The 21619-nt window shown below is 72.2% G+C and carries 15 protein-coding genes; 4 read left to right on the top strand and 11 right to left on the bottom strand.

The window, feature by feature from the left end; genetic code table 11:
- Positions 1-5: 5 nt before the first annotated feature.
- Complete coding sequence (locus EV385_RS26825; RefSeq protein WP_242625091.1) at positions 6-1172, bottom strand: PrsW family intramembrane metalloprotease; 1167 nt, start codon at positions 1170-1172, stop codon at positions 6-8.
- 264 nt (positions 1173-1436) lie between these two features.
- On the opposite strand from EV385_RS26825, the gene EV385_RS26820 reads away from it, so the two are divergent.
- From EV385_RS26820 to EV385_RS26805, 4 genes are all read left to right on the top strand, one after another.
- Positions 1437-1898: a DUF8189 domain-containing protein gene (locus EV385_RS26820; protein ID WP_130511958.1), complete on the top strand. Its 462-nt coding sequence runs from the start codon at positions 1437-1439 to the stop codon at positions 1896-1898.
- Positions 1899-2118: 220 nt separating this feature from the next.
- Positions 2119-4515 carry a hypothetical protein gene (locus EV385_RS26815; RefSeq protein ID WP_130511957.1) on the top strand — a complete coding sequence of 799 codons (2397 nt, stop codon included), beginning with the start codon at positions 2119-2121 and terminating at the stop codon, positions 4513-4515.
- A gap of 32 nt (positions 4516-4547) precedes the next feature.
- Positions 4548-5297 carry a response regulator transcription factor gene (locus EV385_RS26810; protein ID WP_130511956.1) on the top strand — a complete coding sequence of 250 codons (750 nt, stop codon included), beginning with the start codon at positions 4548-4550 and terminating at the stop codon, positions 5295-5297.
- 3 nt (positions 5298-5300) lie between these two features.
- Positions 5301-6401 (top strand): hypothetical protein, encoded by a 1101-nt coding sequence (locus EV385_RS26805; protein ID WP_130511955.1) that lies wholly within the window; start codon positions 5301-5303, stop codon positions 6399-6401.
- A 104-nt stretch (positions 6402-6505) separates the two neighbouring features.
- Here EV385_RS26805 and EV385_RS26800 read toward each other — a convergent pair whose 3' ends face one another.
- The 10 genes from EV385_RS26800 to eccD all read right to left on the bottom strand — a co-directional run bounded on the left by EV385_RS26800 (position 6506) and on the right by eccD (position 21606).
- Positions 6506-6793: a hypothetical protein gene (locus EV385_RS26800; protein WP_130511954.1), complete on the bottom strand. Its 288-nt coding sequence runs from the start codon at positions 6791-6793 to the stop codon at positions 6506-6508.
- Positions 6790-15192: a toxin glutamine deamidase domain-containing protein gene (locus tag EV385_RS26795; RefSeq protein ID WP_130511953.1), complete on the bottom strand. Its 8403-nt coding sequence runs from the start codon at positions 15190-15192 to the stop codon at positions 6790-6792. The genes EV385_RS26800 and EV385_RS26795 overlap by 4 nt, the downstream gene beginning before the upstream one ends.
- Before the next feature lie 21 nt (positions 15193-15213).
- The gene (locus EV385_RS26790; RefSeq protein ID WP_130511952.1) at positions 15214-15537 is read right to left on the bottom strand and encodes a hypothetical protein; all 324 of its coding nucleotides are present in this window, start codon (positions 15535-15537) and stop codon (positions 15214-15216) included.
- Between the two features lie 16 nt (positions 15538-15553).
- A complete protein-coding gene (locus EV385_RS26785; protein ID WP_130511951.1) occupies positions 15554-15958 on the bottom strand; it encodes a YbaB/EbfC family nucleoid-associated protein in 405 nt (134 codons plus the stop codon).
- A gap of 68 nt (positions 15959-16026) precedes the next feature.
- Positions 16027-17535 carry a hypothetical protein gene (locus EV385_RS26780; RefSeq protein ID WP_130511950.1) on the bottom strand — a complete coding sequence of 503 codons (1509 nt, stop codon included), beginning with the start codon at positions 17533-17535 and terminating at the stop codon, positions 16027-16029.
- A gap of 74 nt (positions 17536-17609) precedes the next feature.
- Positions 17610-17990 (bottom strand): hypothetical protein, encoded by a 381-nt coding sequence (locus tag EV385_RS26775; protein ID WP_130511949.1) that lies wholly within the window; start codon positions 17988-17990, stop codon positions 17610-17612.
- A gap of 49 nt (positions 17991-18039) precedes the next feature.
- Positions 18040-18321: a WXG100 family type VII secretion target gene (locus EV385_RS26770; RefSeq protein ID WP_130511948.1), complete on the bottom strand. Its 282-nt coding sequence runs from the start codon at positions 18319-18321 to the stop codon at positions 18040-18042.
- Between the two features lie 28 nt (positions 18322-18349).
- The gene (locus EV385_RS26765) at positions 18350-18640 is read right to left on the bottom strand and encodes a WXG100 family type VII secretion target (RefSeq protein WP_130511947.1); all 291 of its coding nucleotides are present in this window, start codon (positions 18638-18640) and stop codon (positions 18350-18352) included.
- A 163-nt stretch (positions 18641-18803) separates the two neighbouring features.
- The gene (gene eccB / locus EV385_RS26760; RefSeq protein ID WP_130511946.1) at positions 18804-20183 is read right to left on the bottom strand and encodes a type VII secretion protein EccB; all 1380 of its coding nucleotides are present in this window, start codon (positions 20181-20183) and stop codon (positions 18804-18806) included.
- Between the two features lie 40 nt (positions 20184-20223).
- Positions 20224-21606: a type VII secretion integral membrane protein EccD gene (gene eccD, locus EV385_RS26755; protein WP_165449617.1), complete on the bottom strand. Its 1383-nt coding sequence runs from the start codon at positions 21604-21606 to the stop codon at positions 20224-20226.
- Positions 21607-21619: the final 13 nt, after the last annotated feature.

Raw genomic sequence — 21619 nt, 5'->3', positions numbered from 1 at the left:
CTTTCTCAGCGTCCGCCGCCGTACCGCGACGACGGGACGGGGATCGGCGGGGCGACACGGTCCAGCCGGGCCGACCGGCGCCACAGGACGACCAGCCAGGCGATCCCGATGATCGAAATGACCGCCAAGCCGACCCATTCCATGAGCGAGAACAGGTTGACCTGCTCCGCGCTCGGCTCCACCAGCCAGCCCTGCAGCGACGGGCGCAGCCGCTCACCCTCGGTCAGCAGCAAGGTCAGGTACAACGCGATGCTGTGCATCGAATCCCACAGACCATGCAGGATGGACACACCGAGATACGCCAGGATCAGCTTGCCGGTAAGCGCGAAACGGCCGTGCCGCGAAGTGGCGAACAGTATCCCGCCCAGGATGGCGGTCCACAGGCCGTGTCCCACCGGCGCCAGCAGGCCCCGGATCAGCTCAGTCTGCACAAGCTGAATGATCGACAGTCCGTCGACAGTGAAGAGGGCGGTGAAGGCGTAGCCGGCGGATTCGAAGGCGGCGAAGCCGAAACCGACGGCCGCGCCGAGAATCATCCCGTCGCGCAGCGACCGGGTCCGCAGGTGACGGGTCAGCACTATCAGCGCCACGAGTTTCACCGCTTCCTCGATCAGCCCGACGCCGAAGAACAACCACGGTGACGGGTGCAGCAGGTACGCCTCGAGCACCGATGCGCCCAGCACACCCAGGACGCCGCCGGTGAGGAACGTCGAGAACACCAGAGCCGCGGTCAGCTCACCGGTCCCCCGGCGCTCGAACGCCCACGCGACGAACGTCACCGGCACGAGGAAACTGCCGAGCAGAACCAGCGTCGGGATCAGGTTGGGGTTACCGGTCAGGAACACGACCACCACCGTGGCCACCCACAGCGCCAGTCCGACGAGGAAGATGCGCAACCACCCCCGGCGTGTCGGCACCGGGACGACCTCCTGGTCGCGTACGACCTCGACCACCGCGCACCTCCTGCCGGCTACGAAATGTTCGTTGGACGACGCGCAATGTGGTCCGTCAGGGGCCTGCGGCCGCCCGGGACCCCGGCGCATCCGACATCTCAGGATTACCGCGTCCAGCCGTCCGCGTCGATTGGCATCATTGCCAATGCCACCACCCGCAACCGGCGCGCCGCCGTCAGCACTCGTCGTGGCCGAGCCCGTCGATGAGCCGGGTGACACCGATGGGGTGGAGGGCGCGCCTGCGTGGCCCGCCCCGGGTACGTGTTCCCGGCAGAAGTCCGGTCGCTACTTCTGCCGGTGAAACTGCGTGGAAGCCCCGGCGACCTCATGGTCGACTCAATTCAGGTCAGGGCTACCTCCCGGGCAGGAACCGGAAATCGCCGCTGAATGTGACGGGTCGGACCCGCAACAGCGCAGAAGCCCGGCCCCCTGACCCGCTCACCCTGGTGAGCCGCCACTCCACCACCGTTCTAGGAGATCACCATGCGTAAGATCCGCACCACCGTCGTCACCGCGGTGCTGACCGCGGTGGGACTGCTCACCACCCCGGCCGCCGCGCTCGCGGCGGACGACGTGCCCGCCCGACCCGGCATGGGCACCTGCACGGACCGGGTGTTCGGCGGCACCTTCTTGTGCGGCGGCAACTACGGTGAGGGCAAAGCGTTCTACAAATTCAGCAACGGCACGGAGGAAATCTTCGTCATCGGGACCGACCATGCCGTGTGGACCCGCTGGACCGTCGTCGGCGGCGAGCTGAGCAGGTGGACCACGCTGGGGGGCCGGTCGGAGATCGGCCCGATCGTCACCAACCGCGGCCGGGACGCCGTCAGCGTCACCATCAGGGACAGCCAAGGCACCGCATGGGCACGCGACCGCAGTACCGCGGGGCGCTGGGGCGACTGGCGCCGCGTCTCGGGCAGTGCGCCATCCGAACCGGTGGCCTGACGCCTCAGCGCCGATGAGGTAGGGCTGACGCCTCAGCGCCGATGAGGTAGGGCTGACGCCGCCGTCGGCGCGAGGTCGCCGGTCGGATGCGGGGAGACCGGCAGAACGCCACACCAGTTCTGCCGGTCGTTCTTCGTGGAGCTGTATCCGGCAGCCCGGCTTGGATGAGGGCGTCCCACGCAATGACCAGTAGGACGCATCACGCGGGAAAGGCCGATCCATGAGTAACAACGTGTCGCCGGCAGCGTCGCATTGGTGCGGCCACGTCCTGCTGATCGCCGACGAGAGGGTCCCGCCGCCGGTCGACCTCGCGGCTCGGCTCCCCGACGAACCCGACCGGTACACGGTCCTCGTCACCGCCGACCCTCCCCCGGACACCTCGGCACTGCTGGATCTCCTTGCCGGCTCCCTGCCGCCGTCGGACCTTCCACTGCGGCTGCTGCTGTCCAACGCCGGCCCGGCCGGCGCCGCGCAGTCCGTCGCCGACGCGCTGGGCGTGGCGGTCACCGCCCCGGACGGACCCGTGGTGCTCCAGCCGTCGGGGGCGGTCTTCGTCGCGGCGAGCGCCGGTGACGGCGGGTGGTGGACGTACCGGCGCGGCGCCGAGCCGACCCGCGAGGGGCCACGCCACCCCGCCCCAGCCTGGCGGCTGGAGCTGCGTCCACCGGGCACCGCCCGGCGCCTGGTCAACGCCGCCACGCCGTGGCGGGCAGGGGCGGCACTGCGGTCCATCCCCTGCGGTGTCTGGCTCCATGCCGCCGGTGGGCGCCCGATCGAGCTGACGGATCCGGCGTACGCCATCACGCCGGATGCGGGGCGGCTCGGGGTGCTCGTGGGCCGTCCCGGCGGTCGCCGCCTCGCCGAGGACGCCGTGTACCGGACGCTGGCCGGGCTGCCGGCGGCGGTGCGCGAGCGGCTGACGCTGATCCCGTACGGTCCGCAGGGCCAGCTCGTCGAGGCGCTCGCCGAACGGCTCACCCGCGGCTTCGCGGTGACGGTGGAGACGACGGCGGGGCTGCCGGTCACCTCGGCGGACGGAACCCGGTTCCACGTGGCCGTCGACAACGCGGGCATCTCGGTGTGGCGGCCGGTCGTGCAGCGGTGGGCGCGGCGCGCCGGACACCCGCCGCTGATCCGGGAGTGGATCAACCCGCTCACCGGCCGCCCGGTGCGGGACGCCGCCGTGCAGCGGATCAGTGAACGCTGGCTGCTGGAGGCCGTCCCGTGTGGTCTCTGGCTCCGCAGTGTGGACGGCGACCGGCACGCGGTCAGAACGCTGACGCGACAACCCGACGCCGAGACGCTGATCGTGGAGGTGGCGGAGCCGGCGCACGCCGACGAGGCGTGGCGTCTGGCCGGGCAGGTCACCGCCCGGCTGCGGGACCGGCTGGCGCGGCCGCTGCGGCTGGCGGTCACACTCGGTCAGGACGGGTCGGTCCTTCTCCCTCCCTCCACGCCGCGACATGCCGACCCGGAGATATCCGTCGTGGACAACGGCCGATTGGTGCCGCTGGGCTCCAGGGCCCGGACGCCGGACGCCACTGCTGGTCCGACCACCACGGAGCCCGCGGGCACCCCGCCACGCGCAGCGGCCACGGAACCGACCGATGTCGCCCCTCCCGCGAGCGTGGGGAATCCCGAGACGGCCGGGGCACCGGCTCGGCCGTCGATGTCCGGTGCGCAACCCGGCGTCACCGTACCGTGCCCGTCCCCGGCCCCGGCCACCGAACAGGGCACTCCCCTGGCGACCGAACCGCGTCTTCTCCCGGTCTCGGTGTTCTCCGCGGACGACCCGAGGCCAGCGGCGGGGCGACCGGCGACGGGGGCCGCACGGACCGTTCGGCCGGGTGACGGTGTGGTCGCCGTCCCGGTGCCGGCGCGGGTGGCCGGGCGGAACCCGGATCGTCCGCGCCCCGCACTGCGACTCCTGGACGCCGGCACCGTCGCGGCCGCGACGGTGCGCCGCAGCACCGGCGAGGAACAGCAGCAGGCCCGCGAGTTCCTCGGCGTCCACTACGACGCCCACGCGCGCGGGGTCGCCGAGTTGCTCACCCGCAATCCGGGCCTGCGCCCGGCGTGGGGTGAGCCGGTGGAGGCGGTCATCGTCGACCTCGCGACGGTCGCCGCCTTCGTGGCCGGCGACGACGAGCCGGGCGTCACGGTGACCACGCCGGCCGGCGCCTGCCTCGTCAGTGGCGTGTGGCGGCTGCCGACCTACTTCGGTGCGGTGGCCGCGAGAGGGCCCGACTCCGCGGCCGGCTGGCGTACCGGTGACGTGTACGCCTCATCCGCGGTCTTCCGCACCGTCATCGCCCAGGCGTTCGAGCCGGTGGCCACGCCGACGTTGGTTATCCAGTCCGGTACGGGCCGCCGTACCGGCTCCCTGTCTGCGCGCGACGAGGTCCTGTTCGTCCCCGACACGGCGTTCCAGGTGATCGGTAACCGGGCCGCGCCGGAGTCGGGGCAGCCGTTGGTGTTCCTTCGCGAGCTCGCCCACGGCACGGCCCCGACAGCGACGGCCGAGACCACCGACGAGGCCGTGCTGGAGTCCCTCGTCGCCGCCATCGCCGCGGAGAAGCTCGCGACGTCAGGGGCCGGCGCGGTGGGAACCCGGTGACGACGGTGAGAGGACATTGGGGTGCGGCGGCGATGACCATACAGGCGACGGGACCGGTACGCACCGGTCCGGCCACCGGGCCCACGCTCCGGGTACGCACCCTGATCGCCGACGCGAACCTGGTGATGCGACTCGGGCTGCGCGCGATGCTGGACGCCAGCGAGCAGATCCTGGTCGTCGGGGACGTCGATGACGGCAGTGGGGCCGTGCAGCGGGCCGAACGGCTCTGCCCCGACGTGGTCGTCGTCGGGGCGGGAACGGGCGGGCCGGACGGTTGCATCCTGCCGCGGCTCAACCGCAAGGCCGGGGTCCTGGTGCTGTCCGGCAGCGACGAGCCACGGCTGGTGGAACAGGCGTTCCGCGACGGCGCGACCAGCTATCTGGTGCATGGTCAGTTCACCACGGCCGACCTGATCAGCGCCGTGGTGAGCACCGCCGAGCGGCGCCCGTACCTGTCGCCCGGTGCGGTCAGCGCCGTGGTGGAGAGTTTCCGCTCCTCGCTGCCGGGGGTCACCGCCGCGGTGTCGGGCACCGCCGTCCCACCCGAGGTTCCGGCGCGCGCGCCCCGACCGCCCGCCGACCACCCGCTGTCGCGGCGGGAGGCGGAACTGATGGCGCACGTCATGCGCGGGCGCACCAACGGCGAGATCGCCAGGACGCTGTTCATCAGCGAGAAGACGGTCAAGAACCACATCAACCACATCTACACCAAGCTCGGTGCGCGCAACCGGGCGGAGGCGATGGCCATCTGGTTGGGGTTCACCGACACGGACCGGGGATGACGAATGACCCAGCACCACGCCGACCGTGACGAGCGGACGGACGAGCTGCCGCAGCCGCACCGGCCGCACCTGCTGCCGATGGCGTCCGGTGCGGGCGCCGCGCGCAGCCGGATGCCGCCCAGTGCGCTGGTCGCCGTGGCCGCCGCCGTTCTGGTCCTGCTCACCGCCGCCACCGTCGTGGTGATTTCCGGCGACAGCTCCCGGCGAGCCGACGCGGCGCCGGGCACGGTGGAGTTGCCCGCCGCGGCTCCGGCGCATTCCGGCAGCGCCGGTCTGCCGTCCCCGGCCGAGGTGCCGGCGGGGCCGGCGACCACCCGCCCGCCGGGGACACCGGCGGGGACACCGGCGGGGCCGCAGTTCCAGGCCGGGCCGACGCCACCCGGCGTGCCGACGGCACCCATGGGCCGACCGGCACCCAGCGGGCGACCGGCACCCACCGAACGACCGGGACCCGCCGAACGACCGGGACCCGCCGGACCCACCTCACCCTCCGGAGCGACGCCACCGGTCAGGGCGCCGTCCGCTCCGCCGGTCACCAAGCCGACCAAGGTCGTGGCGACGCCGTCCCCGCACGACTCCGGCGCCGCGGTCGCCACGTACACCGGCGTGACGGGCGAGAGCTGCGCCACCACCTCGGGCCGGGGCTACTATCGCACCGGCTGGTCCTCCGACTGGCGTACCCGTGGTGGCGGCTGGGCCGGCGACGGCTGCCAGGGCAAGAGCATCTCAGTGCCCATGTCCGGCAGCGCCACCAAGGACGACAACGACAACACGGTGGTGTGGTGGTTCCACACCGGTCCGGTCGTTCGCGGCACGTGCACCCTGTCGGTCTTCGTACCGGGCACCGGCAAGCCGCTGGACAGCGCCGGCAAGCCCGCCCATTACCTCGTGTTCCCCTCGGCTGGGATCAGCGGCTCCCCGATGGCCAGCTTCGACATCGACCAGACCGCCCATCAGGGCCGCTGGGCTTCCGCCGGCAGCTACCGGATCGCGTCGGGGCAGATCGCGGTGCGGATGGTCACCCGGGGGATCGACTGGGGTTCCGGACGCGAGGGTGCGCACCTGGGGGTTTCGGCGCTGCGGGCGGCGTGCCGGGAAGGCTGAGCTACACGGTGATGCCGCGCGGGTGCTGGACCCGCGCGGCATCACCGCCCGCCTCGGCGGCGAAGAATTCCTCCTCGCCCTGCCCGCCAGTCGCGACGCAGCCGTCACACCGCACGGGCCTGATACCGCTGTGCCACCATCGTGGCCGGTAACGGGGGCCAGAACGACAGGTCACCGGTCTGTTTGTCGATCACGCCGCAGCCCGCTCCGACCGAATCCGGTGGCCTCGTCGGATCGGGCCGCGCAGGGGGTTCCGCCCACACCACGTAGCCGGTGCCGAACTCGTGCACACCGATGTCGTGCCGCTGGTCCTCCGGTCGATCGCCGTTGATCCACTGGTCGGCGCGTGCCAGCGCGGCTGCCCGGTCGATCATCCGTTCCTCCCTGCTCATGTCGTCTGCTCTAGATCATCGAATTCCCACGATGGTGGCGCGGTGGACTCGATGAGGGGCTGAATCTCGTCCAACGGTGCGGTCGGCGCGCTGCCGGACGGCCCACCCCCGGTAGCCGCCGAGGACCCGGCCTGCCCGCCGGGCGGCTGAGATCTGGGCGGCAGACCGAACGTGCCCAGGTACGACTCACCGATCTGGTCGGCCCGATCGATCTTGTGGTCGGGCTGTCGCGCGAAGTAGTTGTGCCCCGGATACTTCCCGCCTTCTCCTTGGGACGTGGTCGTTCGGCTGTCCTTGTACTGGCGCGCACCCTGAGCGTTGTGCCAGACCATCCGGACCGCGCCGGCGGTGCCCGACTGCGGGGCGGCGTCGTTGCTCACCGCGATGCCACCCGGCCGGAGCACCGAGGTGTTCAGCTTGGCCCCGTTCGAGATCAGGATCTGGACGTCCGCCCCCTCGTCGGTTCCGAAGTTGCGGCGGTTGAAATGCTCGGCCGCCCGTTTGTAGTTGTGGTCCTGGCAGATCTCCAGGGCGAAGGTCCGCTCCCCGATGGTGAAGAAGCTGGAATCGCCGCCGGGGTCCGGGGCGACGTCGACCGCATGGGTCGGTTCCGGGCTGCCGCCGCGCCGCCAGACCTCTTTCAGCGCCTCCGCGAGCGTCGTGTCGCCCTTGGGGTAGTAGCCGATGATGTCCATCCCCTCGTGGTACTTGTTCGTCTGGTTCACCTGTCGGCCGTTCATCACGACGATCGCGGTGTTGTACAGCCGCGCCTGGTCGCCCCGGCCCTGGGACCACATGATGGAACCGGGGACGATCACCATGTCGGGGAGCCGCCGGCTCAAGGCCGTGATGGCACCAGCGATCTGCGCCTTGTCGGCCTGGGTGAACGGGGTGCCGGGACGCTTGAAGTACCACTCCGGTGCGGTGAACAAGGCCAGCATGTTCCCGGGTGCCCGGTCCTCCCCGCGCAGCTCCTGGAACCTCTCATGTGCCGCCTCGATCTTGGCGGTCAGCATCGCGATCCGCACCTCCGCCTCGGTCGCGCCCTGGCGCAGACCCGCCATGACCCGCTCCCGCTCCGCCAGGGAGTTGCCCAGGAACGTCCCCGTGGAATCGATGAGAGCACCGGCGGAGAAGACCGCGACGCGCTCGTACCCGTCTCTGATCGTTCCCGGGGAATGGGCATCGGTGAGGGCCCTCTCCAGCCGCAGCCGTTCGTTCTCGACGGCCTGCTCCAAACGGTCGACGGCGTCGGCGCGCCGGCTCGTCACCGGGCCGACGAGGTACATGTTCTTGCTGGTCCGCCAGGCGGCGATGGCCTCCTGGACCGCGGCTAGCGCGTCGCGTCGGGCCTGGTCGGTCGTTTCCGGCCGCATCCTGATCCGGTGGTATCCGGCCAGGGCGTTATCCACGGCGACCAGAGCGTTCGACCGTGGCAGGTGCAGGATCGCCGACCAGGTCCTCCAATCCGCGTCGCTGGGGACCGGCCCGTGATCCGTGGTCAGCGCGCCGGAGCCGGGCGGTGGGAGAAGCCCGTCCCCGAGCGCGCCGGACTGCGGTCCGCCGGTCACGGCGACGTGGCGCTCACCCGGGGTGCCCTCGACGGTGAGGTAGAGACCGAACATGTCGGCGTTCGTGATGGTGGCCGCCGATCCGTTCGCCGCCGCCAACCCCGGCGGCAGTGCCGTGACCCGGCCCTGCGGCGTCACCAGGAACCCGCTGCCGGGATGGGTGAAGCCCTCCGGCACGCTGAGCCACCCGGCGGCTGGCAACCTCGTGCCGTCGCGCAGGCTGATCGTGGCGGCCGGTGCCAGCGGTCGGCCCTGCGGGTCCAGGCCGATCGACCACACACCGGTCAGGCCGTCCCGCCAGATCGGTTCGGCGTCGGACACCAGGCCGTTCTGCGGATCGACCCACACCACCGTGCCGTCGACGTTCAGCGCCGCCCAGGTGTGGCTCGTCGGCGCGGACGGTTGCCGCCCGGTCGTCAGGATCAGTGCCGACGAGCCCGGCCCACCGGTGAGCACCTGCGCCGCCACCGCGTCCAGCCCCGGGACGCCCGCGCCGTGATGGGTGAACGAGGCACCCAGGAACGTCTCCTGGCGGGCCGTGCTGCCCGCCTCACCGAACGGTGAGGGTGCGCCCGGGGTCCCGCCGTCCTGGCGCGGAGCGGACACCTCCGGGCGCCCGTACCAGGTCGACAGCAGCGCCAGACCGGTGTCGGCGCAGTTGTTCCACCGGCCGGTCACGGACGGGCCACCGTCGTTGACCAGCGTCGCCCAGGTGCCCATGCGCGGATCCGGATGAACGGCGAACGACCCGTCACCAGCCCGCGGCGCCGCCGCCTCCAACGTCCGCTGGTCGACCGGATCGACCGGCCCGAGCCCGCCCGTGCGCCCGAGCGGGCGGGAGGCCGGCAACGGCGGGCCACCCGTCAGGCCGGTGGTGTCCGGGTGGGGCGCCGGGAGTCCGCCCTGGACGGGTACGTGCGGCGCGGCGGCCGGGGCCGGCTGCGGAGTCGGGACGTCGTTGAGGTTGTTCACGCGGGCGCCGTCGACGCGGATCACCGGGTCGGCCGGCGCGAAGGCCGACGGCGACGGGCCGGGGCCCGCCGAACTCGGCGGCGGGATGACGGCCGACGACGACGGACCGACGGCCGTCGTGAACGGCGCTGGAGTCCGGTCCTTGTCCAGCTGGCGTTCACTCTCCGCGGTGACCCAGTCCAGGCCCTGCCACAGGGCGAAGACGTCGGGCTCGAACAGCGCCTTGATCTCGCCGCGCTCGAGAGACGGCACCGGATTGTCCACGACGTCAAAGCTCCACGCGCCGACAACCTCCATCGCGAAGTACTGCACCAGGGGATATGACAGCGGCGTGCTGATGGGGGCGCGCAGCAGCAGCGCCGGGCCGCCGATCGACGGAGAGTCGCTCTTGAAGTCTGTCATGTACTGGTCCTCGAAGGAGGCGGCCAGACTCTCGTCGTCCTGGAGGTACTTGCGCCGGAACGCGGCGACCTTCGGGGGGATGGTGCGCAGGAACTGCTCCATGAGCAACGAGCCCGGCGGCGCCACGATGAAGTTGTTGTTGAGCTCCCCCTTGTCGTACTGCAACTCCGCGGCGCGCAACGTCCGCTCCCGGTCCGTCCCCGGCACCGACTCACCCGGCAGCCGGTGGTGCTCGCCGAGCACCTGCCTCACCCGTTTCCCGTCCCGCAGCTCGGGCGCGAACAGCGGCAGGTCGTCGGGACGCAGGTAGATATCGGGCATCTTCTGCAGGTCCACGGTTCCCGGTTGAATATCCACATCGGAGTAGATGCCGCCCTGGTGGTACAGCACCGCGTACCGGGTGATGTTGGCGGCCGAGTTGTACGCCCCCGCGCGCAGGCTGTGCCGCAGCGCGTCGTCCAGGGCAACGCCGCCGAGCCGCTGGACCAGAGCGGGCGCGTCACGGTGAACGGTAAGCAGACCGGCAAGTGTGTCCCGCACCGTACGTGGCCAGGCATCGGAGTCACGGCTGGTCCACAGGTGCAGAGTCCAGCGCTCGCCCGCGGCCGTCTTCCAGGCGCGCAGGTTACGCACGGCATCGTCGGACGGCGGTCTCCCGTACCAGACGAAGTGGATGTCCCGGGGAACCGGAACCGCCCCGGGTCGCGCCGCGCCGCGGGGCTGGCCCGCGAGGAGATTTTGCAGTTGGGCGCGGAGCTCGGCCATCTCCGGCTGGGCCTGCAGCCGTTCCACCAGCAGCCGGACGGGCGCGTAGCGTCCGGCCCGCACCGCCCGCTGGGTGAAATCGTGGATGGTGGCCGCGTCGGCGGGATCGAGCCGGGGAATCGGCTCCGGCGACGCCGACACGTGGGCGGTCCGCCGGACGTCCTCCGCTCTGGCCGGCGCCTCGCCACGGTGACCCGACGCGCCGAGGGGCAGGGCGGCACCGCGCGAGACCAACGGCTCGAAATACCCGATCAGGTTGGCCCGGGTGACCGACGGATCGTGTTTGGCGAACTCGCGAGCGAGCGCGTCGTGCAGCGCATGCCGGACGGCCTCCGCGCGGGCCCGCCCGGTTGCGGTCGCCTGGGTCTGCGCAATGCCGAACCGTGCGAGACGACTACCGTTCCCACCGGCCTCGATGCGGATCCGCAGCTCGGCCTGGCCGGTCCGCTTCCGGCTCAGCACTTCGGCGGCCAGCCGCTGGGCGAACGGTTCGAGCCTCGCACGTTCGCTGGCGCTGACCCCGTGCTCGCCCTGGGCGAAGGAGATCTGCACCCGCTCACGCGCCTCCATGCTCGTGCGTACGGCGATGGCCTCCTCGACGGTCACGTCGAAGTCCTCCGCGACCACTGCGATCCAGTCATCGACCGCCTCGATCCGATCCTCGGGGTGCGCTGACGGGCCCTCGTGAGTGCCGGAGCTGTCCGGGAGGCCCGGCGCGTCGGAGACCCCGCCCGGGTGCAGCGGCCGTCCCTGGGCGTCCAGTCCGATGGACCACACCCCGGTCAACCCGTCCCGCCAGATCGGTCCGGTGTCCGACACCATGCCGTTCTGCGGGTCGACCCACACCAGCGTGCCGCCGCTGTTCACCGCGGCCCAGGTGTGGCTCGGCGCGGCCTGCGGCGCCTGCCCCGTGGTCAGGATCAGCACCGAGGACCCCGGTCCCGCGGCGAGCAGTTGCGCCGCCACCGCGTCCAGCCCCGGGATGCCCGCGCCGTGATGGACGAACCGGGCGCCCAGGTATGTCTCCTGCCGGGCCGTGCTGCCCGCCTCGCCGAACGGCAGATTCGTGCCGGCTGGCCCGCTGGTCCGGGGCGCCGACACCTCCGGACGCCCGTACCACGTGTTCAGGAACGCCAGCCCGGTGTCGGCGCAGTTGTTCCACCGGCCCGCCACGGTGGGGCCGCCGTCGTTGACCAGTGTGGCCCAGGTGCCGACCCGCGGGTCGGGATGGACCAGGAACGATCCGCCGTCTGCCCGCGGGGTGGCCGCCTCCAACGCCCGCTGGTCGACCGGATCGACGGGCCCCAGTCCGCCGGTCCGCCCGAACGGTCGCGACGCCGACAACGGCACACCAGCGCTCAGCCCGGTGGCGGCGCCCGGCACCGTGGTGGCCGAGGCGTTCGGTGGTGGTGGCCCGATTCCGGCAGTGTTTCTCGGCGCCTCCATCGGGATGTCGGACTCCGAATCGGAGTCCACGCTGGCGCATGCCCCGCACAGGCACCCGCTGATCCACTGCCACAGGCCGCCGCTCCGGTGGGCGTGCGGGCGACGACCATCCGGTGGTGTTACCGGCGGGGCGGGCACGACAGCGGGCAACGCGGCGACCGGCGGCGGATCGATGCGGCGTGCCACCCGCATGCCGGGATCCTCGTGATGCGGCCGCACCGTCAGCGTCCCGTCGGCCTGCCGGACGATCTGCACTGCGGGCAGGCGCAGCAATTGCGACAGCCCCGGGATACCGTTCGGCTGGGTGGGTTCGGCGATGGCCGACACGTAGTCGTTGGGGTGCGTGTGGCTGTGCGCCGCGCCCACCAGCACCACGTACCGGCCCGGCGACGGACGCCCGAAACGGTCGGTGTCGATCGTGCGCTCGGCGAACACGTTCATTTTCCGGACCCGGGTGGTCAGGGCGGACGGTCCCACTCCCGGTCGCCGCGCCGTGACGTCGTCGATGCCCACCACCCGCATCCCGCTGTTACGGGCCTCCTCCAGCACCCGCCGCGGGCCGCCGTCGGGCCCGAGCCCGCGGTTCGCCTCGTACGCATTCAGGAACCTGTGCAGCGGTGCCGGCATCTCCCCGTTCACCAGGTAGCTGTCGACATCGCGCTGATAGTCGCCGTGCCGGATCGTCTCCAGGTAGAGCGTTTCCACCCCGGCGGCGCGCAGGTCCTGCATGTGCTCGGCCAGGAACCGCCACGCCGCCTCCTGGCCGTGGTGCTCGCCGATGATGAACCCGGGCACGTCCGGATCGCCCAGCAGGGCGTCCAGTGCCGCATGCGGCAGGACCGGCTCGGCCAGCGGATGCGGTGCAGGCGCCGCCGAAGTCAGGGCGAAATCCCTGACCCGCCGCGCGGATGCCACCTCCAGCGCGGCGTCGGCCGCATCCCAGTGGAGGCGGTACTCGTCGGTGGCGAAGGCGTCATGGAACCGCTCGGGCGTGGACCGCGCGTCCATCTCGACCAACCGCCCGACGTACGCGTTCATCGCATGCTTCAGCGGCGCGTAGATGTCGGTCAGCGTCTGATAACTCAGGCTCAGTACCAGCCGGTGGTTGCCGTCGTCCCACTGCACCCGCTCGTCGCCCTGGGTGGAGTCCAGATGGGTGCTCTTGAACGCCAGGTACTGCACCCTCGCGTCACCGTCCAGCCGGTGGAAGTCCAGCACCAACCACGTCGCGGGCGGGTCCGGCAACAGCGGGCCGGTGTGCGTAGCCAGCTCGGTCGAGGTGGCGCCCGACCACGGCGGCGGCAGGGCGCCCGCCCCGGTGGCCTCGCCCGCCGGTTCCCGGGCCGGGCCGCCCGGGGTGGTGTCGCCCCGCAGCGACAGCGGCTGGGCCACGGCGGTGGCCGAAAGGCGGGTGCCGGTCGTGGACTCGGTGCCGGTCGTTGACTTTGTACCGGTCGGGGCTGGATCGCCGTCCCGGATCACCCGGGTGAATTCCTCCTCGGGCAGCCTGCCGGGCACCCGGCCGTCCCCGCGTTCGGTGACCCGGCCCTCGCCGGATGGCGTGGGGTCCGGCCTGGACTGCCGCGCGGGACCGTTCACCACTCGGGGTCCGGGCACGGCGGCGGCCGGGCGCACCGGCGGCACCGCTGATCCGGTGGGGGTCACGGTGACGGGGGTGGCGGTCGGGGCCACCGCCGTTGACGACCCGGCCGGGGACACGACGATGTTCCCGGCCGGAATCGCGCCGGACGCGCCGGGCGGCGACGCCACAGTCGGCACGGCCGTCGCCGGCGCCGCGCTCCCCGAGACGGTCGTCGGCGGTGCGGCGCCGCCGACGGCCGTCCCCGGGCCTCCCGGCGCCCCGGCGCCGACCGCAACCAGCGGTCCCGACGCGCCGTCGCCGGTCGTCACCGCAGCGGCGGCGCCGACCAGGGCCGGATTGACGGCGTCGACGTCCCCGGACATCTCGGTGAAGCGGGCATCGCTCGCCGGTCCCGGCGTGAACTGGCCGGACAGCTCGAAGTGACCGGTGAGGCCGCCGGAGGCCGCCAGCCGCACCGCCACGGCGTTGTGCTCGACGGACCCGAACGCCACCGGGCCGACGGTGCCGTCGAACCGGCCGCGGAACGTGCCCGTCCCGGTGAAGGTGCCGGTGACCGAGGTCCCACCGGAGGGTGTGAACGTGCCGGTGGCGGTGACGGAACCGACGAAGGTGTCCTGGTCCACGAAATGGCCGTCAAAGCTGACGTCCCCGATGATCCGGGCGGGTCCGGTGAAGGTGTCCGGTCCGGCGCCGAGATCGATCCGCGGGGTGGTGGAGCCGCCCGGGCCGTCCAGGCCGGGGATGGTGATGTCGCCGATGTCCGGGCCCGGGCCCAGTCCCCCGTTGCGCGCGAACCCGCCCCGGGTCTTGCCGCCGAGCCAGTCCACCGCCCCTTCCACCGCCCCCGCGCTGGCGGACCAGCCCGACGGTGCCTCCCGGCGGCCGTTGTAGATCAGGTCCGACAGGCCCTCGGTGCCCCATTCGTGCAGGGCTCCCTTGGTGACCTGGCCGAAGAAGGACTGCATGAACTTGTGGCCGAACAGCTTGTTGCCGAAGCCGTGCAATCCCACGCCCAGGATCCCGGCGAGCCCGGCGGAGACCGCCGCGCCGCCGGTCTTCTTCGTGTCCCAGGTGCTGAAGGTGCGGTTGCCGGCGGCGATCTGCCCGAGCTGGATCGCCACATCCAGGCCCACCTGGATGACCATGTTCCACGCGATCGCCTTCACCAGGTTCTTGACCAGGTTCACGACGACGACGCGTGCCGTCGCGATCAGCGAGCTCATCGTCGCCGCCGCCCCGGGCGCCGTGGGCGGGAAGAACAGCATCGGCAGCAGCCACACGATCTGCGTGGCGAGAATGACCACCTGGCCGATGATGGAAGCCTTGGTGTACTCGACGGTCAGCGCGGTGTTCTCCGCGTACTGGCCGAGCTTGCGCGCGCCGTCGGTCAGCTTCTCCAGCGACCCGCTGGTGAGCAGCGCGTTCAGCGTGCTCCTGGTTCGCTGGGCGGCGTCACCCTCCCAACCGTTCGCGGCCTTGGCCGCGGCGGCGATGTCCGCGTCGACGCCGGTCAGCGCGTCGGCGAAGGTGTACCAGGCACGCGCCAGGTCGCGGAGCTTCGTCTCGTCGGCCTCGGGCCACTCTTCGCCGACGACGACCTTGAACAGGTCGCCGACCCACTCGTCGACCTCCATACCCATGCGTCGCTCCCGGATGCGCGGCTACGTGGACGGAGTGGACTTGGCGTCCCGGAGGTTCTCGTACTCGACTCCGGCGAGGAGGCCGATCGCCTTCTGCGCCCTCTCGCCTTCCTGCCGCAGCACCTTCTCCAGGTCGCGGCTGGCCTGGAGCACCTCGTCGCGGCCGGGCACGTACTGTTTCGCGAACTGCTTGGCGGTCTCGTCGGAGCTCCCCCAGCACGTGCCGGCCGCACTCAGGGCCGTCTCCAGGGTGCCCAGTGCCGCCTGCACCTTCTGGGCGGCGCCGAGCAGCAGCACACCCGCGTTCTGGACGCTGCCCTCGTCCACTGTGAGCTGCTGGGCCATCGTCGCCTCCCCCGCCTCAGCCGCGGCCGGGGGTGAGCGGCGGTGTGCCGAACTCGAGACGTTCGGGGAGCATCCGCTCGATGTCGACCCTGCCGGCCAGCACGTCCGGCAGGGCCATGCCGGCGAGGCGAGCCGCCGGCATGACCTCGGTCATCTGCTGCAGGACGCTCGCCCGGGCGCGCTTGACGGTGTCGAGGACGACGTGCGCCAGCTCGGCGGCGGCCATCCGGCGGTACTGCTGGGAGTTGAAGGTCAGCGAGGTGATCTCCGACCGGGCGTCAACGGTCACGGTGACCAGGCCCTGGGCCGAGGTCACGGTCGCGGACAGTGCGGAGATCCGCCGCTGGGTCTCCACCGCCTCGGCCCGGTGCCGGGCGTAGTCCGCGGCGACCTGGTCGGGGCGTCGTTGCGCTGTACTCATCACGTGCCTTCCGTGTCGGTGCTTCCGTGGCGTGCGTCGCGGCCGCCGTGACCCGGCGGCCGCGACGGTCACCGTCCGGTCTGGTAGTAGTGCTGCGCCGGGGCGGTCTGCGTCGCCCCGGTCTCGTCCGGTGCGGTGGCGAACGGTTCCACCACGTACTCGGGCTCCTCGTACGCATCGGGGTCGCCGCCGCGGATGACGCCGGGCGCGACGTCGGTGCCGACCCCCCAGATGTCGCGGTCCTCCTGCAGCCAGGTGGTGCGTTCACGCTCCTCCTCGTCCTGCTTGCCGCCGGGCGCCCCGGCGCCCATGCCCATCGGCGGGTACGGCATGCCGCCCAGCCCGCCCGGCGTGGGCGTGCCGCGTCCCGAGATCATCAGGTCCTGGGCGCGGGGGGACCCGGGCGGCGCCACACCGGCGGCCGGGAACCCGGACCGCACCGGTGGCGCGAACGGCGCACCGGACGACCGGCCACCACCCGGCAGCGATCCGCCGCCGGGCAGCCCGGCCTTGATGTTCGATCCACCGGGCAGCCCGGCCTTGAGGTTCGATCCGCCGGGCAGCCCGGACCGGCGGTTCGATCCGCCGGGCAGGCCCGGGATCCCCGGTGGAAGCTTTCCGGGTGGTACCCGCCCGCCGGGACGAACCGGTGGCGGGACGAAGCCACCGGGCGGAAGGATGGGAGGCGGCGGCGCTGTCGGCGGCAGCTTGACCTCCGGCGGGGGCTTGAACACATCGGACGGGTCCGGCGGCGGTTTCAGGTCCGGTGGTGCTTTCGGGTCCGGCGGGGGCTTGAGATCCGGGGAGTTGGGCGGCGGCTTGAGATTCGGCGGTGGGGGCGTGTTGGGCGGCGGCGTGTTAGGGGGTGGCGCCGCGGGCAGGTTCTTCGTCGGCTTCAGATACACCAGCGAGGCGTTCACGTCGCGGTACGCGGTCGCCAGGCGGGTCAGCACCACCCGGGCCTGCCGGGTCATGTCGTCGTCGATGTCCTTGTAGGCCGACGGGGTGTAGACGATCTCGCCCTTGCTGTTGGTGAACCAGGGCTCCTTCGGCTTCGTCCCCGTTCGGATGACATTCACCGTGCCGTGCGGACCCGCGACCGTCTTCGTGGACGCCTCGTAGGCCTTCAGGAGGTCGATGTATCTCTGCCGGGTGGCCTCCGCGCCCCAGTAGTTGATCTGGATGACGGCGTCGATGGCCAGCTTCAGCGCATCCCCGGCGACGTTGATCAGCTCGATGTAGTTCCGGTTGCGGGACAACAGGAGGTGGTTGGCGTCGAACTGGGCCTTGATCCGTCCGGTCAGCTCGTCGAACCTCGTGGCCGCCGCGCCGGTCCACGCTTCCCCGCCGATCAGGTCGCGGCGCTGCTTGGCCAGCGTCTCGATGGTGCTGGACAGGGCGTTCCGGACCGCCGCCAGCGAGTGTCCGGCACCCCACAGCGACTGCGGATCACTGGCGACCAGCTTGTTGATCTGGGTGTAGCCCTCGGCGGACACGTCGCCGACGAGGGCGGCTTCGATCTTGCGCCAGTCCCAGCCGCTCCAGTCCTTGTCGTCCGTGGGCTTTTCGTCGGGCATCGCTCACTCCTCACCGCTGTCCGGGCGCTGACCCGCCGGCTCGTCGAACCGGCGGGTCGGCCGTGAAACCCCTGTCAGGAACCCTTGGGATCGACACCGGCACTGGTGGTGTACCGGTTGTCGATCATCGTGAAGGGCTCGGTCGCCTCGCCGTCGTTCTTCTTGTCGGAGTCGGTGAGGATGACGACCGCCTTCTCCAGCCCGCCCGCCAGGTCCTCGAAGGTGAGCTGCCCCAGCTCCAGGATGCCGACGAAGTCGGTCAGGGTGCCGTGGATCGTCTTGGTCAGCGCCTCCCCCTCGGCGAACGCCCCGGCTCGCACCGTGATGTTCGGCAGTGGACCCTGTGCGGAGTCCAGGATCGGCGGCACCTCACGCAGCCGCGTCGCCGCGTTCCGCATACGCTCGTCGTCCACGGTGAGTTTCGGCTCGTGCCCGGGACCCGAGGAGTCGCCCATGTCATGTCCTTTCCGGATGCGGGCCGCATCGGCCCTTCGGGGTGCGGCATCACATGCCTTTGGCCGCCTGCGCGTCGCCGTCCTGGTAGCGGGCCACGATCTGGTACAGCCGGTGGATGTTCGTCTCGAGGTCGTTCTGCATCTCCGCCGCCTGCTTGTTCCATTTCATGTGCGCGTCGGTGTACGTCTCGACGGACATCGCATGCCACTGGGCGAAGTAGCGGTCGGCGGTCTTCCTCATGTCGCGCACCACGGCGTCGAGATTCCCGCTCTCGGTACGCAGTCGCGTGGCGGCCGAATTGACCGTCTCGTAGGTGATTCCGAATGCCATGACTTTCCTTCCGGAGGGGTCGAGGGGGTCAGCTCTTGGTGTTCGTCGCCTCGGCGTGTTCCATGATCTTGATCATGCGGTTGAACCAGGCGATCAGGTTCTCCAGCGGCACGCTGACCATGGACTGGTAGTCCCCCAGCCACTGCTGGATGGTGTGGTCGTACGCCGTTCGGGCCTCACCCCACCACCCGCCCCCGATGTTCCGGATCGAGCCGTCCACCGTCTTGCGGATCTGTTCTGCCTGCCCCTGGTAATGGTGGAAGTCCGCCAGCGCGGCCCTCAGTTCGTCCAGATGGATTTCCAGTTTCGGTTGCGACATGACCGATCACCCTTCGCGCCTGTGGACGCCGCTCATTCTTCGGCCGGAGGCCGGAATTCCGGCGGCGCCGGAACTGACAGAAACGAACGTAGCGACCGCACCCCGGCGCGGTGCAGGCCCAGAATTGCGATGAGACGGCGGCCCCGGCAGTGGGTCCGGGGGCCTATGCGCCCGCCGCCCGCGGATCGAGGGTCGGCCCGACCGGCAGCAACGACAGCAACGAAGGGGGCACGTCGAGGGCCGGCACGTCCGCGTAACCCAGCGCCGCAACGGCATCGGCGGACAGCGGGAAGCGCAGCCCCACATCGGTGATCAGCGAGAGCTGCGGGCCGGGATCGGACCGGGCCAGCACCCCGACCCCACCGGCGATCGCCACCCGGTCGAGGGCCGGCGCGCCGTCCGCACCGGGCGGCGCCGCACCGCCCGCAAGTGCCCCGGCATCGGCCCACACCAGGTCCTGACCGGCCGGGCCGAAGCCGGTGCGGGCGCACAGAGACTGGTTCCGGGCACCGGCGGGATCGATCAGCCGGGGCGGCCGCGGCGGCAACTCGCCGAGGTCCAGCCCGGCCGTGGAACGCGGCGCTGCGGCCACCCCGGCGGCGGAGACCACCGTCGCGCCCGGATCCCCTCCCGGGTACGCGCTGTGGCTGGCGGGGTCGGCGAGCACCAGACCGGCCACCGTGGTCGACAGCGGGCGCAGACCGTCGGCGAGCACGAGCCAGAAGTTCGCCGGACCCGTGCCGGTGGCGGCCTGGAGCACCTGCCCGACGCGGGTCGCCTTGCCACCGACGGTGGGTCCCGGAGCACCCCGCCCCGGGATCCGCGGTGGACTCAGGTCGGGTCCGTCCGGCCACACGCCGAGCCAGGCCGCCGTGACCCGCACCGGGGTGACCTGGTCGAGCTGCAACGCCACCGCGGCCGCCGGGCCGGCGACCCGCAGCCGACGGCCGTTCCAGATCAGATACCGGTCGGTGCCGTCGGCGACCAGTGCGGCGGCGTCGGGCTCCGCCGTCGCGGTCGTGCCGCGGTCCTGGCCGATCGCCAGGGTGACGCTGGGCGGTGCCGTGCCCGCGGCGGTGGTGACGCAGACCAGCCACGGCGCGGCGGTCAGCCGGTTCCGTGCTGGCAGGGCGTCCGGCGCGTTCGGGATGCCGAGCGGCAGGCCGTGGCGTACGCCGCGCAGTGACTTGGCGGACACCGATCGGATCCGGGCGTCGGCGCCGACCAGCAGGCGCGCGGAGGCGTGGTTGAGCACCGGTCGCAGCACCTCGTGCGCGCGGTCGTAGAGATAGCGGGTACCGGTCTCCTTCTCCACGATGATCGTGCCCGGCTCCCGCCAGGCGGTGTTCGCGCCCGGGAAGAAGAAGCCGTAGGCGCCGAAGCCCGCCACGATCAGCGCCGCGACGATGGCCCCCGCGAACGCCGCGACACTGAACCTGCGCGTGGGTGTCTCCAGAGCGTCCGCATCGCCGTGCAGCAGCGCCGACCGCAGCCGGCCCACCACGAAGTTGTGCGCCTGGAGCTGGTCACGCTTGGTCTGCATCGTCCACCCTCATCGCTTGACCTGGCCGGGCCGGGATCGGTCAGCCACCCAGGCCCCGCACGTAGGCGTACACACCGAGCACCGCGAGCACGGAAGGGACCAGCGCCACGGCCAGGGCGCTCTCGGCCAGCTCGGCGGCCCGGCCCCAGTACGGGCGGGGACGGCGGCTGTCCGGGGCCTGCGCGGCGGCGAGCAGGGCAGCCGACGTGGCCAGCGCGGCGGCCGGCAGGACCGTCAGCCGTACCGGCCAGTCCCATGCCGCGGCGGCCCGCACGACCAGCAGGGCAAGCCCGTACCCGGCCGGGACGAGCAGAGCCAGGCGCTGCCAGCCGCCGGTCAGCACCCGGAAGCGCAGCAGCAGCAGGGCACAGACGTTGAGGGCCAGCAGCGCCGACGCCCATCCACCGCCGGTCAGCGTCGTCAACGCGGCGGCCGCCACCAGCCCGATCGCCAGGTGCCCGGCGGTGACGTACCGGTCGGCGGCGGCGCTCTGGCGGGTCAGCACCGCGTCCGGCACGGGCGCCACGTCGTGGGTGATGTCGTGCGCCGTGACCGGTAGGTCGGGCAGCCGCATCCCGGCCAGGCGGAACGCCAGCGACGGCAGCAGCGGGCTGGCCAGCAGCACCGCACCGACGACGATCGCCGCGGCGGCATCCGCCGGCACGGTCCCGCCGGCCTGCAGCAGCCCGCCGACCACCGCGCAGGCGGCCGCCGGCAGCACGGTCGCCACCATGGGGCCCAACGCGCCGATGGCGATCGCCACGGCCGCGGCCACGGCGGCAGCGCAGGCCGCGGCGGCGGCCAGCCGGGCCCCACCGGCCGGAGCGGGCCCGGCGAGATCGGGCGCGAGCGCGCCGCCGAGCGCCGCGTAGGCGATGGCCGCGCCGCCGAGCAGCAGCGCGGCCGGCCGGTCCGCCAGCGTCCGCGAGGCGAGCAGCGCGCCCGCAAGCAGCACCACGGCCATGGTCAGCGCGGCCAGGATCCGCACCGGACCGGGACCGGCCATGGCGGGGGCGGCCAGGCCGAGCGCGAGCGGCACGGCCGCACCAGCCCGCAACGTACGGCGGGTGAACACCGGCGACCAGCGCATCGGGCGGTTCGCGACCGTGCCGGCCACCCCGTCGATGAGATCGTCGTGGGCGAACGTCGGCAGCGGTGTGTCGCTGGCGTTGAGGTACACGATGTCGCCGTCGTGCAGACCCAGCCCGGCGGCGGTCTGCTCCTCGTCGAGCACGCCGGAGCCCAGCCGCTGCAGCGCCAGGCTCTTGCCGGCGAACCGTTTGGTGGTCTCGGCGCCGAACAGGTCCACGATGGCGGGCAGCATGTCGACGAGCGGGATGTCCGCCGGCACGGCCAGATCCAATTGTCGTTCACCGGCCACGACGGTGATCCGGCACCGCTCCGCCGCCGCGCTGACGCTCACACCGAATCCCCTT

Source organism: Krasilnikovia cinnamomea (assembly GCF_004217545.1).
Taxonomy (GTDB): domain Bacteria; phylum Actinomycetota; class Actinomycetes; order Mycobacteriales; family Micromonosporaceae; genus Actinoplanes; species Actinoplanes cinnamomeus.
The sequence above is the reverse complement of the archived record's forward strand: the minus strand, read 5'-3'. Positions and strand labels throughout refer to the sequence as shown.